General features: G+C 73.6%; 12 protein-coding genes. 4 read left to right on the top strand and 8 right to left on the bottom strand.

The features are described 5' to 3' along the window. Positions 1-12 precede the first annotated feature (12 nt). The 3 genes from AB0D28_RS03465 to mca all read right to left on the bottom strand — a co-directional run bounded on the left by AB0D28_RS03465 (position 13) and on the right by mca (position 3,940). Positions 13-2,508, bottom strand: coding sequence for a bifunctional diguanylate cyclase/phosphodiesterase (locus AB0D28_RS03465; protein ID WP_357381813.1), 2,496 nt, complete (start codon positions 2,506-2,508; stop codon positions 13-15). A gap of 217 nt (positions 2,509-2,725) precedes the next feature. Then, the gene (locus AB0D28_RS03460) at positions 2,726-3,010 is read right to left on the bottom strand and encodes a hypothetical protein (protein WP_357381745.1); all 285 of its coding nucleotides are present in this window, start codon (positions 3,008-3,010) and stop codon (positions 2,726-2,728) included. Between the two features lie 48 nt (positions 3,011-3,058). Continuing rightward, positions 3,059-3,940 (bottom strand): mycothiol conjugate amidase Mca, encoded by an 882-nt coding sequence (mca, locus tag AB0D28_RS03455; protein WP_357381743.1) that lies wholly within the window; start codon positions 3,938-3,940, stop codon positions 3,059-3,061. Positions 3,941-4,182: 242 nt separating this feature from the next. Here mca and AB0D28_RS03450 point away from each other — a divergent pair, with 242 nt between their 5' ends. Together AB0D28_RS03450 and greA are read left to right on the top strand one after the other, a co-directional pair. Beyond that, positions 4,183-4,617, top strand: coding sequence for a DUF4307 domain-containing protein (locus AB0D28_RS03450; protein WP_357381741.1), 435 nt, complete (start codon positions 4,183-4,185; stop codon positions 4,615-4,617). Between the two features lie 144 nt (positions 4,618-4,761). Beyond that, positions 4,762-5,262, top strand: a complete 501-nt coding sequence (gene greA / locus AB0D28_RS03445) for a transcription elongation factor GreA (protein WP_357381739.1) — start codon at positions 4,762-4,764, stop codon at positions 5,260-5,262. A gap of 134 nt (positions 5,263-5,396) precedes the next feature. Here the strand turns inward: greA and ilvA are convergent, their stop codons facing one another. From ilvA to AB0D28_RS03420, 5 genes are all read right to left on the bottom strand, one after another. Next, a complete protein-coding gene (gene ilvA / locus AB0D28_RS03440) occupies positions 5,397-6,617 on the bottom strand; it encodes a threonine ammonia-lyase (protein WP_357381737.1) in 1,221 nt (406 codons plus the stop codon). Next, on the bottom strand, positions 6,614-7,522 hold the full coding sequence (locus tag AB0D28_RS03435; RefSeq protein ID WP_357381735.1) for a DUF4328 domain-containing protein: 909 nt from the start codon (positions 7,520-7,522) through the stop codon (positions 6,614-6,616). Before AB0D28_RS03435 ends, ilvA begins: the two co-directional genes overlap by 4 nt. A 52-nt stretch (positions 7,523-7,574) precedes the next feature. Next, complete coding sequence (locus AB0D28_RS03430) at positions 7,575-8,987, bottom strand: amidase (RefSeq protein ID WP_357381732.1); 1,413 nt, start codon at positions 8,985-8,987, stop codon at positions 7,575-7,577. A gap of 16 nt (positions 8,988-9,003) precedes the next feature. Next, the gene (locus AB0D28_RS03425) at positions 9,004-10,146 is read right to left on the bottom strand and encodes a cystathionine gamma-synthase (protein WP_357381730.1); all 1,143 of its coding nucleotides are present in this window, start codon (positions 10,144-10,146) and stop codon (positions 9,004-9,006) included. A 98-nt stretch (positions 10,147-10,244) separates the two neighbouring features. Beyond that, positions 10,245-11,291 carry a hypothetical protein gene (locus AB0D28_RS03420; RefSeq protein WP_357381728.1) on the bottom strand — a complete coding sequence of 349 codons (1,047 nt, stop codon included), beginning with the start codon at positions 11,289-11,291 and terminating at the stop codon, positions 10,245-10,247. Positions 11,292-11,548: 257 nt separating this feature from the next. Between AB0D28_RS03420 and AB0D28_RS03415 the strand changes: the two genes are divergently transcribed. Both AB0D28_RS03415 and msrA read left to right on the top strand, forming a co-directional pair. Beyond that, positions 11,549-11,962 carry an HIT family protein gene (locus AB0D28_RS03415; protein WP_357381725.1) on the top strand — a complete coding sequence of 138 codons (414 nt, stop codon included), beginning with the start codon at positions 11,549-11,551 and terminating at the stop codon, positions 11,960-11,962. 76 nt (positions 11,963-12,038) lie between these two features. Then, positions 12,039-12,701, top strand: a complete 663-nt coding sequence (msrA, locus tag AB0D28_RS03410) for a peptide-methionine (S)-S-oxide reductase MsrA (RefSeq protein WP_357381723.1) — start codon at positions 12,039-12,041, stop codon at positions 12,699-12,701. Positions 12,702-13,050: the final 349 nt, after the last annotated feature.

Genomic DNA, 13,050 nt, shown 5'->3' with positions numbered 1-13,050 from the left:
CCCCTCTCAGGGTCAGGAGACGCCGTCGGCGCGCAGCGGGAAGACGTTGCCCCGGGCGGAGTCCCGCAGCGACCCGAGCACCGCGCCGATCTTGTCGGCCGGCATCGGCTTGAAGAAGTGGTAGCCCTGGGCGGCGGTGCAGCCCAGCTCGGCCAGCGCGGTGCGCTGCTCGGCGGTCTCCACGCCCTCGGCCACCACCCGCAGCCCCAGCTCGTGGGCCAGGCCCACGGTGGTCCGGACGATCGCCGCCGCCTCCGGTGAGTCGGCCATCCGGAGCACGAACGAGCGGTCCACCTTCAACTCGTCCACGGCGATCCGGGTGAGGAACGTCAGCGACGAGAAGCCGGTGCCGAAGTCGTCCACGGCGAGCTGCACGCCCATGGCGCGCAGCGTCGCCAGCACCTCGTCGATGACCTCCAGCTCACTCATCACCACCGTCTCGGTGATCTCCAGGACCAGCCGGTGCGGCGGCACCTGGTGGCGGAGCAGCGCCTCCTCGATCTCGACGGGCAGCCGCGGGTCGAGCAGGCTGCGCGCGGACAGGTTCACCGAGATCGGCACGTCCAGCCCGTCCCGCGCCCACCCGGAGGCGACCGCCAGCGCCTTGTCCAGCACGTACCGGGTGAAGCTGCCGAGCTGCTCGCTGTTCTCCACCGGCCGGATGAAGTCGGCCGGGCCGAGCCAGCCCCGGCGCGGATGCCGCCACCGGATCAGCGCCTCCACCCCGGTCGGCGCGCCGGTCGCCAGGTCCACCGCCGGTTGCAACGCCAGCACCAGCTGGTCGTCGGCGGCCAGCGCCTCCCGCATCTCCGCCAGCAAGGCCAGGTGGTCGGTGCTCGCCGCGTCGCGCGAGCTGTCGTACGCGGCGACGCTGCCGCCGCCCTCCTTCGCCTGGTACATGGCGATGTCGGCACGCCGCAGCAGCTCGGTCAGGTCGGCGGTGCCCGCGTCGGCCACCACCACACCCACCGCCACCTCGACGGACATCCGTACCCCGGCCACCTCGGTCGGTGCGGCGAGGCGCTCGGCGACCTCCCGGGCCTGACGCAGCGCGTACGCCAGCGGGGCCGTCCGGTCCTCGACCAGCGGAACCGAGGTCAGCAGGAGGGCGAACTCGTCGCCGCCGAGGCGGCCGAGCAGGTCACCCGGCCGGGTCAGCGCGGCGAGCCGGTTGGAGGTCAGCCGCAGCAACTGGTCGCCCGCCGAGTGCCCCAGCGTGTCGTTGACCTCCTTGAACTGGTTCACGTCGAGCAGCAGCAGGGCCACCGGGTGGTCGTGTGCGCGCTGCCGCAGCGCCTGGTCGCCCTTCGCGAGCAACGCCGACCGGTTGAGCAGGCCGGTGAGCTGGTCGTGCACCGCGTCGTACGACGAGCGGGCGGTGACCAGCCGCAGCTCGCGGTGCGTGGCGGCGTCGTGCAGCGCGGCGGCCAGGGCGTCCCCGAATGCCGCCACGCCGTCGCGTTCCCGGGCACTCGGCGGGGCGGACCGGGCGAACCGCACCCGCAGGCGGCCGACCTCGGCCGAACCCACCGCGAGGCGCCGCACCAGTTCGTGCTCCCCCACGCCGAGGCCGGCCGACGGTTCCACCTCCCGGTCGCGTACCTGGCCGCCGCGGTCGGCCCGGTAGCGGCGCCAGCGTCCCTCGCCCCGGGCCACGTCCACCTCGACCAGTTCCGCGCCGAACAGGGTGAGCGCGCCGGTCACCGCGGCGGTCGCCACGCCACGCTCGTCGAGCTGGTTGAGTGCGGCGGTGGCCTCGGCGAACGCCCGCCAGGTCCGCCGCTCCTGGTCGGCCCGGAGCCGGTGGCGGTAGGTCTGCTGGAGCAGCCAGAGCGGCGGCGGCAGGAGCAGCAGCCAGCGCGCGTCGAGTTCGAGCAGCGCGACGACCACCAGGCCGACCGCCACGTTGCCGACGAACATGAGCAGCTTGCCGCGCAGCGCGGCGAGCAGCGGCGGGCCGATCGCGATGCCGTGCCGCAGGGCGAGCGCGACGGCGCCCAGGAAGGCGGTGGTCAGCAGGTAGGTCACCGCGGCGGCGCTGAGCGTGAGCGCCAGCTCCGGGGTGGGCGCGGCGAGCAGCGGCGCCCCGAGCGCGGTGGCCACCGCCGCGGCGAGCGCGGTGGCGGCGGTCAGCGAACCGGCGATCCCCACCAGTTCCAGGGCGGGACGGCGGTCGGAGAGCACCGACATCACGGTCCAGGCGGCACCCACGCCGAGCAGGGCCGCGGCCGGGAGCCAGCCGGCCGGCACCAGCCAGAGGCAGACCACCAGTGCGGCCTCACCCCAGGTGATGCTCACCATGCCCGAAGCGGTACGGAAGCGCAGCCGGGCGAGCTGGGCCACCGCGAACGCGGCGACGGCGATGCCGAACCGCGCCGGACCCGGCAGTGGGTGGCCGGCCGGCAGGTGCGCCGGGACGGTGAGGCCGAGCACTGCGGCGAGCAGACCGGTCAGCGCGACCGCGACGGTGAGCAGGACCACGCCCGTCGGTGTCCCGCGCAGGCCGATCCGGTCGGGGGAACGGTCGGCCGGCTCGGTGGTCACGGGGCCGCCCCGTCGACGGGTCGGGCCGGGGCATGGCCGGGGGCCGGTGTTGCCATCGACATCGGCGTGCCCCTTCCGCGCAGGGTCCGGTGGCCTGACGGTCCCCCCGGCGGAAGGCTAAGCCAAAGCCGGTGGTCGCAACAGGGGGCGACGACCGGCTTCGACGTGATTCATGCGGTGTTCAGCTGTTGCGGCGCTGCTGAGAGCCGTTTGACGCGTTCGTCGGTGAATCCTGCTCGACGAGCCCGTCTGTCGGATCGGCGACTGCGGAATCGGCCCGGCCCGGGCCGCCCTGCTGCGGGAAGCGGTCGGGCAGCCGGCGCAGCCGGGCGTTCATGTTGCGGATCAGCAGGACGGTGACGGTGGCCAGCGCGACGATGAGGAAGAGGCCCATCGGACCGGCCAGACCACCCGTGCGGGTGTCACCGAAGTTGTTCTGCGCGAGCACCTCGACGGTGGTCAGCATGGTGTTCCTCCGATGTGCGGCTGAGCACCAGGGTAGACCCCGGCCAGGTCAGTGGGCACGGCACGCCTCCCGTACGCCCGCGAACAGGTCGGACTCGGGCAGCGGGCTGTCGACCAGTGACCTGGCGAGTTGGAAGTCCTCCGTCGGCCAGGCGCGCTTCTGCAGCTCCATCGGCACCTGGAACCAGAAGCCGTCCGGGTCGATCTGGGTGGCGTGCGCGCGCAGCGCGTCGTCCCGGACCGGGAAGTAGTCGGCGCACTCGACCCGGGTGGTGATCCGGGCGCCCTTGTCGGGGCGCTCGTCCCAGCGCTTCATCCAGTCGCCGTACGGCGATTCGAGGCCGGCGGCGAGCACCGCCTCGTGCAGGCTCATGATCTTGGCGCGGGAGAAGCCCACGTCGTAGTAGAGCTTCAGCGGCTGCCACGGCTCGCCCAGCTCGGGGTGGCGGTCCGGGTCACCGGCCGCGTCGAACGCCGCCACGGTGACCTTGTGGGTCATGATGTGGTCCGGGTGGGGGTAACCGCCCTCCTCGTCGTACGTGGTGACGACGTGCGGGCGGAACTGCCGCATCAGTCGCACCAGCGGCGCGGCGGCGACGTCCACGTCCTGGAGCGCGAAGCAGCCCTCCGGCAGCGGCGGCAGCGGGTCGCCCTCGGGCAGCCCGGAGTCGACGAAGCCGAGCCACGCCTGCTCGACGCCGAGGATGGCCCGCGCCGCGTCCATCTCGGCCCGCCGGATGTCGCCGATGTTCGCCCACACGTCGGGGCGGTCCATCTTGGGGTTGAGCACACTGCCCCGCTCGCCACCGGTGGCGGTGACGACCAGGACGTCCACCCCCTCGGCGACGTATTTCGCCATGGTGGCCGCACCCTTGCTCGACTCGTCGTCGGGATGGGCGTGCACCGCCATGAGACGCAGCTTCTCTGCCACCTTCGGCGCTCCTCGTCTGTGCCCGCCGACCGACCCGGGGCCGGGCGGCTGACCTGCCGGAATCTCCCCCCGCGCCCGCGAAAGCCCCCGTGACGGCCGGTCGGGGGCCGCCACCGGAGTGGCCAGGGCCACGCCCGCCGGTCCAGGCCGACCTGCCATCCTTGACTCAGCGCCGGGCTGGGAAGATGGACCTAGCCATTCTTGCCGATGCCGCCGACAACAACGCCAGGAGACAGCCGCCGGTGAGCGAGACGCACGCCACAGTCGCCGCGGAGGCCCCGGCCTTCCCGCCGGGCCGCTACGGCCGCCGCCGGGAGCCGGGACGCCGCCGTCCGCTCCTGCTCGCCCTGACCGTCACGGTCCTGCTGGCAGTCCTCGGGCTGGGCGCGGCGAAGCTCTACTACCAGTACGGCGACCCGGAGTACCAGGGCGAGATGATCAGCTACTCCGACATCACCGACTCCCGGGTGGCTGTCGACTTCCGGGTCACCGTACCGCCGGGCGGTTCGGCCACCTGCCTGCTGCGGGCCCGCTCCCACGACGGGGCCCAGGTGGGCAGCGCGGAGGTCACCGTGACCGCCGACCCCGGCCAGCGCCACATCCGGACCCGGCAGGAGGTGCCCACGAGCGCCCGGCCGTTCATCGGCGAGGTCCTGCGCTGCCGGCCGGCCGGCTGACCCGGACCGCCGGCGAGTCGCCGGCAGCCACACCCCGGCCCGTCACCGCCACCCGGGGTGATTGATCACACCTCGACGCGTACCGCACTGGTAGCCTTGCAAGTTCACCTGTCAGCCAGTCCGCACCAATCGAGGAGATCGCCTGTGTCCACAAATGGAAACAAGGCGCCCGCCACCTGGCTGTCCCAGGACGCCTACGACCGTCTGCAGGCCGAGCTCGACGAGCTGATCGCCAACCGGCCGGTCATCGCCGCCGAGATCAACGCCCGGCGCGAGGAGGGCGACCTGCGGGAGAACGGTGGCTACCACGCCGCCCGCGAGGAGCAGGGCAAGGCCGAGGGCCGCATCCTCTACCTCAAGGAGCTGCTGCGCACCGCAAAGGTCGGTGAGGCTCCGGACACCGACGCGGTGTCCCCGGGCATGGTCGTGAAGATCTACTTCGACGACGACGCCGACGACAGCGAGACCTTCCTGCTCGGCTCCAGGGAGATCGCCTCCACCACCGACCTCACGGTCTACAGCCCCGAGTCCGCGCTCGGCAAGGCCATCCTCGGCGGCAAGGCGGGGCAGACCTGCACCTACACCGCGCCCAGCGGCGCCGATATCAAGGTGACCATCGTCTCCTTCGAGCCGTACAGCGGCTGACCTTCCGGACCCGCGCCGGATGGCTCGGGTCCCGAACCCGACCGAGGCTGACAGGCCCTCCTCGGACCCGAGCCGCACACCCGAACGCCCCGACCGGATCATCCGGCCGGGGCGTTCGCGTTCCGCCGAGTGGCTCAGCCCTCGCCGGTGAAGACCACCTGGTAGCCGCTGGCCCGCAGCGCGCTGATCAGCGTGTCAGAGTGCTCCACCCCGCGGGTCTCCACGGACAGGGCCACCTCCACCTCACCGAGGCGCAGGTGCGGGTTGGCGCGCTGGTGCACCACGTCCACCACGTTGGCCCGGTGCTCGGCGATCTCGCCGAGCAGGGAGGCGAGCTGGCCGGGCCGGTCCGTGCAACGCACGGTGATCCGCAGGAACCGGCCGGCCGCGGCCAGGCCGTGCTCGATCACCCGGAGCATGAGCAACGGGTCGATGTTGCCGCCGGAGAGCACAGCGACGACCGGGGCGCTCACCTCCACCGCGCCCGCCAGCAGCGCCGCCACGCCCACCGCGCCGGCCGGCTCCACCACCTGCTTGCCGCGTTCCAGCAGCATCAGCAGCGCCCGGGAGATGTCCTCCTCGGAGACCGTCACCACGTCGTCGACGAGCTTGCGGACGTGGGTGAAGGTCAGCTCGCCCGGACGGCCGACGGCGATCCCGTCGGCGATCGTCGCGAACGAGGGCAGCCGCAGCGGCTCACCAGCCCGCAGCGAGGGCGGGAAGGCGGCGGCGCTCGCCGCCTGGACCCCGATCACGCGTACGTCGGGACGCAGCGCCTTCGCCGCCACCGCCATGCCCGAGACCAGCCCGCCGCCGCCCACCCCGGTCACGATGGTGCGTACGTCCGGGCACTGTTCGAGGATCTCCAGCGCGACGGTGCCCTGCCCGGCGATCACGTCGGCGTGGTCGAACGGGTGGATGAACACCGCGCCGGTCCGCTCGGCGAACGTCTGCGCCGCCACCAGCGACTCGTCCACCGTGTTGCCGACCAGCTCGACCTGCGCGCCGTACCCCTTCGTGGCGGCCACCTTCGGCAGCGGCGCGTTGACCGGCATGAAGACGGTGGCGTGCGCGCCGACCAGCCCGGCGGCGAGCGCCACCCCCTGGGCGTGGTTGCCGGCGCTCGCCGCGACCACGCCGCGGGCCCGCTCCCGGTCGGAGAGCCGGGAGATCCGCACGTACGCGCCGCGCACCTTGTACGACCCGGCGCGCTGGAGGTTCTCGCACTTGAGCCAGACCGGCCCGCCCAGCGCGGCGCTGAGCGGCCGGGACGGCTCCAGCGGGGTGGTACGGGTGACACCGGCGAGCAGTTCCCGCGCGGCCTGCACGTCGGCGAGGCCGACCAGTTCCGTCATGCCCCGATCGTGCCACCCGGCCCCGGTGGGATTTGCGCCGACGTGGCCGACGGCGCGGGCGGCACCGGCGCGACGGAAGAGGCCCGGTCGGGGTGCCCCGGCCCGCCCGGCTGACCGGGCCACGCCGGCTGACCCGGCCACGCGGGCACGGCCCGGGCGAGGCGGTCCTGCTGGGCGGACGAGATCCGGCGGATCAGCACGACGAACGCGATGCCGGCGACCAGGCACGCCGCCGCCGGCACCAGCCGGGGCACGAGCGCCTCCTCGTAGAAGCGCACGTACATGCCGAACTCCGCGTCGTTGCGGGGCAGCTCGGTCAGCCGGTCGTAGCGCTGCTGCTGGGCCCGGGCGACGAACCGGTCACCGATCAGGAACACCAGCCAGCTCGCCCACCACACCCCGACCAGCCACGACTGGCGGCCCCGCCAGACGCTGTTGCGGAGCAGGTCGGCGAGCACCCGGGCCGGCACGACGAGGTTTGCCAACGGGACCAGCCAGCCGGCGATCGCCCACGCCGGGCTGAGATTCGGCGCGGTGCCCGGGAAGGCGTCCAGGTTCTTGCGCGCCCGCCAGGTCCAGATCACCACGAGCGTGCCGGCGGTCAGGAGTGCGAGCAGGTAGGGCAGGGTGAACAGCACGTCGGCCAGCACCGCGCCGAGCAGCATGTCCCGGTCGAGCTGCTCGGCGGCCGAACGGGCCATCCGCACACCCACCAGCGGGGACAGGGCCGCCAGCAGGTAGAACAGGGCGGCCGCGCCGACCGCGAACGCGCTGGCCACGGCCAGACCGCGTACGCCGTACGTGGGCGTGCCGGGGGTGACGGCGGGCTGACCGACGCGGGTGCCGCAGCGCCGGCACTCCTCATAGGCCGGGGACGTGGCGTCCCCGCAGGTCTGGCAGTGCATCGGGGACCGTCCGAGGTGGAGTGTGCGACAGAGGTGCGCACACGTTAGACGATCACGCGGTGGCCGGCGACCCCGTTCCGGCGCGGGGATAGCCGGGCGCGTGCCGGGCCCACGGCGCCTGCATCTCGAACTGACCGGCCACGCCGAGCAGCAGCAGTTCGGAGCCGGGCGGGCCGACGAACTGCACGCCCACCGGCAGGCCGTCCGGGCGGCGGCCGACCGGCACCACGATCGCGGGCAGCCCGGCGATGTTCCACGGCGCCGCGTACGGGGCGTACCTGATGTTCGTCGACATGTTCGCCAGCCAGGAGCGGCCGGACCACCCGGCGGCCTCCGGCGGCGGCCCGGCCAGCGCCGGGGTGAGCAGCAGGTCGATCGAGTTGTCCGCGAAGAAGTTCACCGACCGTTCGCGCCAGGCGGCCCGGTCGGCCTCCCGCACGTACCCCCGGCGTTGCGCCCACTCGCCGAGCGTGACGTGCCGGCGGCTGCGCCGCTGGAGCTGGCGCGGCGCCACCCCGGCGGCGCGCACGTCGGCGGCGGCGGCCGCGAACCAGGTGGCGATGCCCTGGAGACCGAGCCGGGTCGGGTAGACCGGGTCGGCGGGCACCGTGTCGTGACCGGCGGCGGCCAGCAGCCGGCCGGCGGCGGCGACCGCGTCCCGGTTCGGCGCGTCCGGCGAGATGCCGCGTACCGGCGAGCGCAGCGAGACGCCCACCCGCAGCCGGGCCGGCGGGACCAGCTTGTCCGGCCGGCGCCCGGCCAGCACCGAGAAGCCGACCACCGCGTCGGCGACCGTGCTGGTGAGCATGCCGTGCTCGGTCAGGCCGAACCAGTCGTCCGCGCCGAGCTGGCAGGGCACCACGCCCCGGCCGGGCTTGAGCCCGACCAGGCCGCAGCAGGCCGCCGGGATGCGGATCGAACCGAGGCCGTCGTTGCCGTGGGCCATCGGCACCAGCCCGGCGGCCACCGCGGCTGCCGCGCCACCGGACGAGCCGCCGGGGGTGCGCGCCTTGTCCCACGGGTTGCGGGTCACTCCGGTGTCGTCGTCGGTGAGAGCCCACAGGCCCAGCTCCGGCATCCGGGTCACGCCGAGGATCACCGCGCCCGCGCCGCGCAGCCGCCGGACCACCTCGTGGTCGGCCTCCGCCACCTCGGTACGCATCGCGGCCGACCCGTTCCAGGTGGGCAGGCCGGCCACCGGCGTGTTCTCCTTGACCGCCACCGGCACCCCGGCCAGCGGCAGGTTCGCCAGTTCCTCCTGCTCGTCGACCTTCTCCGCCTCGGTGATCGCCTCGCCGCCGCGTACCGTGCGGAACGCGCCCAGCTCACCGTCGACGCGGTCGACGTGGTCCAGGTGGTCGGCGACGACCTGGGTGGCGGAGACGTCGCCACGGCGGACCGCCCGGGCGATCTGTTTCGCGGTCGTCCCGACCCAGGTCGTCGGCAAGATCTCCGGCACTGCCACCCTCCCCAGCCAGCGGTCAGCCCAGGGCCTGCTCCAGATCGGTGAGCAGGTCGTCGACCGTCTCGATGCCGACAGACAGTCGCACGAGATCGCCGGGAACTTCAAGCGGCGAGCCCGCAGCACTCGCGTGTGTCATCCGGCCCGGGTGCTCGATCAGGGACTCGACGCCGCCGAGCGACTCGGCGAGCACGAACAGCCGGGCCCGGTTGCAGATCTCGACGGCGTGCTCCTCGCCGCCCGCCGCGCGGAACGAGATCATGCCGCCGAAGCGGCGCATCTGCTTGGCGGCCACCTCGTGGCCCGGGTGCGACGGCAGGCCCGGGTAGATGACCTGGGCGACCTTGGCGTGCCCGTCCAGGTAGGCCGCGATCCGCTCGGCGTTGTCGCAGTGCCGGTCCATCCGTACCCCGAGGGTCTTGATGCCGCGCAGCGTGAGCCAGGCGTCGAACGGGCCGTTCACCGCGCCCATCGCGTTCTGGTGGTAGCGCAGCTCCTCGCCGAGCGCGCGGTCCGCCGCGACGAGCGCGCCGCCGACCACGTCGGAGTGCCCGCCGACGTACTTGGTGGTGGAGTGCACCACCACGTCCGCGCCGAACGCGATCGGCTGCTGCAGGTACGGCGAGGCGAACGTGTTGTCGACCACCAGCAGCGCGCCCGCGTCGTGCGCCACCGCGGCGAGCGCGGCGAGGTCGGCGATGCCGAGCAGCGGGTTCGTCGGCGTCTCCACCCACACGATCCGGGTGGCGCCCGGGCGGATCGCGGCCCGCACGGCGTCCGGGTCGGAGACCTTCGCCGGGGTGTACGCCAGGCCCCAGCGCTCGGCCACCTTGGCGAACAGCCGGTAGGTGCCGCCGTACGCGTCGTCCGGGATCACCACGTGGTCGCCCGGCTTGCAGACGGTCCGCAGCAGCGTGTCCTCGGCGGCGAGGCCGCTGGCGAAGGCGAGCGCCACCGGGCCACCCTCCAGCGCGGCCAGGCACTCCTGGAGCGCGTCCCGGGTGGGGTTGCCGGAGCGGCTGTATTCGTAGCCCTCGCGGGGCGCGCCGACGGCGTCCTGGGCGTACGTGCTGGTCTGGTAGATCGGCGGGATCACCGCGCCGGTGCGGGCCTCCGGGTCCTGACCGGCGTGGATGGCGAGTGTCTCGAAGCCGTGGCTCATGCCCGGAAGGCTAGTCCCTGCGTCCGCCCCCGGTACGCGATGTCCCCGTCGCGGGTGCCGCGCCGCTCCCACCCGGTGGCGGGAGCGGCGCGGGACGATCAGGCCGCAGGTACCGGCAGCACGTGCAGGGTGGCCGGCCGGGCGCCGGTCCAGTCCGAGGTGATCGCGTAGAGCCGGGCGCCGTTGGGAGACCAGGCCAGCCCTCCGGGTACGAGGTCCGCGCCCAGCTCGAACCGGGCCTGCTCGGTGCCGTCCAGCCCGAACACGAACACGTCCGGGTCGTAGGAGGCGTCGGCGCCGCCGGCCACCCGGGTGCCGTCCCGGGTCAGCTCGACCGCGTTGGGGTAGGCGCCGGTCCGGAACGTCGCCGTCGGGGTGGTGATGGCGGCGAGCGGGAACGCCTGCACCTCGTACGGGGCGCCGGAGGCGGTGTAGATCGTGTCGCCGGCCGGGTTCAGGGCGATGTCCCGCAGGTTGCTGCCGACTGCCATGAAGTCGTTCGTCCGCAGGAAGCTGAGCGCGCCGCCGGTGCCGATGGCGTAGGCGTCTACCGACGCCGGGCTGACCCCCGGCTGGCCGACAAGCAGCACGGTGCGGTTCTGCTGGGGGGCGGTCATCAGCGGCGCGCCGTAGTAGGTCTCCCGGGCCAGGCCGGTGGTCAGGACGGCCGGCTGGCGGCCCAGGTCGAGCCGCCCGATGTTGCCGTCCCACCCGCCGCAGCCGTAACCGAACCACAGGAAGCGGCCGGTCAGCGCGAGCGAGGAGGGACAGGCGGCCGCGCCGGTGTCGAACCGGGCGAACTCGGTGAGGGTGCCGGTGTTCACCGCCGCGATCGCGTTCGCCGACGGCAACGCCACGTAGAGCGTCTGCCGGTCCGCGCTGAGCTGGAGGTCGGTCGGGCCGGGCAGGCCGGACAGGGTGCTGACCAGGTCGCCGTTCGCGGCGGTCACCACCACGTCGGTGGAGTTCCGGCCGCCGCTGACGAAGATCCGGTCGCCGGCCGCGACCACGTCGGCGGCGTCGGCGATCGGCAGGGGTACGGCCCGGGGCGCGGCCGCGGCGGAGGCGGACACGCCGGGTACGGCGGCGAGCAGCATGCCGGTGAGCGCGGCCAGGGCCGGCGCGAGGCGTCTGTCGAGGCGCAAGGGTGTTCCCTTCACGAGGTCGGCCGCGGCGGTGGCCACGGCCGGATGGCTGCCGGACCGTCCTCGGAGGCGGTCGGCGAGCACACCCGGACGGGGACCGGACCGGTCCCCGTCGCGCGTCAGCACCATCGCCCCCGAACGTGCTGATCCAGACTCATGAATAGTTACCACAATCGCTCGCCGCCGTGGGGGCGACCCGTCAGCGCGGCAGGGCCGCGGACGGCGCGCGCGGGGCCCGGACGGCATACCCTGCCCGGATGAGCGGGTGCGTGTTCTGCGGGATCGTGGCGGGCGAGGTGCCGGCCTTCCGGGTGACCGACGAGCCGGACGGGGTCGCGTTCCTCGACACCCGGCCGGTGTTCAAGGGCCACGTGCTCGTGGTGCCCCGGCCCCACCTGGTCGCCCTGCCCGACCTGCCGGGCGACGCGCTGCCCGGCTACTTCCGGCTGGTGCGGCGGATCGCCGTGGCGGTGGAGGCCGGTCTGGGCTCCGGTGGGACGTTCGTGGCGATGAACAACCGGGTGTCGCAGTCCGTACCGCACCTGCACACCCATGTGGTGCCCCGGACCAGGGGCGACGGTCTGCGCGGGTTCTTCTGGCCGCGTACCCGGTACGCCGACGACGCCGAGGCGACGGCGTTCGCCGGCCGGATCTCGGCGGCGCTGGCCTGACGGCGGCGTGGGCGGGTAAGGAACCGGGGGCCGGCGCTGTTGCACACGCTGGGAAAGCCAAGAGAGGAGTCCCACCGTGTTCCTCCGCCGCATGAAGGCCGAGATGATCTCTCCTGACCAGGCCCTGCCGGGCCGCCCGATCGCGATGCCGATCGCCGACCGGCACGAGGTGCTGCCCGCCTCGCTCAAGGGCCCGTTCCCCGAGGGCGCGCAGGTCGCCGTCTTCGGCATGGGCTGCTTCTGGGGCGCCGAGCGGCTGTTCTGGACCCTCCCCGGCGTGGTCACCACGTCCGCCGGTTACGCGGGCGGGTACACCACCAACCCGACGTACGAGGAGGTCTGCTCGGGCATGACCGGGCACGCCGAGGTGGTCCAGGTGGTCTACGACCCGTCGAAGATCGCCTACGAGGACCTGCTGAAGGTCTTCTGGGAGAACCACGACCCGACCCAGGGCATGCGCCAGGGCAACGACGTGGGCACCCAGTACCGCTCGGCGATCTACACCACCACCGACGAGCAGCTGGCCGCCGCCAAGGCGTCGCGGGACGCGTTCGCGCCGATCGTGGCCCGGGCCGGCAAGGGTGAGATCACCACCGAGATCGCCCCGCTCGGCGACTACTACTTCGCCGAGGACTACCACCAGCAGTACCTGGCGCCGACGAAGAACCCGAACGGCTACTGCAACCACGGGCCGAACGGGATGTCCTGCCCGGTCGGCGTGGCCCGTACCGCGGGCTAGGCCTGGGTCGTCAGTCTGGATCCGACGACGAGGAGGGCACGATGGACGGCGCATGCCCGACCGGGTATGCCAAGCCGGTCATCGTGCCCCGATCGCCCGGAGATTCTTCGCGCGCCCACCGAGGGGCCGTGGACCTGCCGCAGCACCTGAAGTGGTCGTGCAACAGCAGGTACGACCCGGCACAGCCGGGCCGGATGCGGGGTCGCTTCGATGAGCGGTTGGGATTTACCTCACGTCTCCCGGTGGGACGAGGTCGGACATCAGCCGCCGACAGGCACGGAAGAACACCACAGGAGGCGACCCCCCTTCGTGGGGGCGCATGGTAGCAAGCTGTCACACGTTCGTCATC

It is taken from the genome of Micromonospora sp. NPDC048169, from assembly GCF_040652815.1.
Taxonomy (GTDB): Bacteria; Actinomycetota; Actinomycetes; order Mycobacteriales; family Micromonosporaceae; genus Micromonospora.
This window is presented reverse-complemented; position numbering and strand designations above follow the sequence as displayed.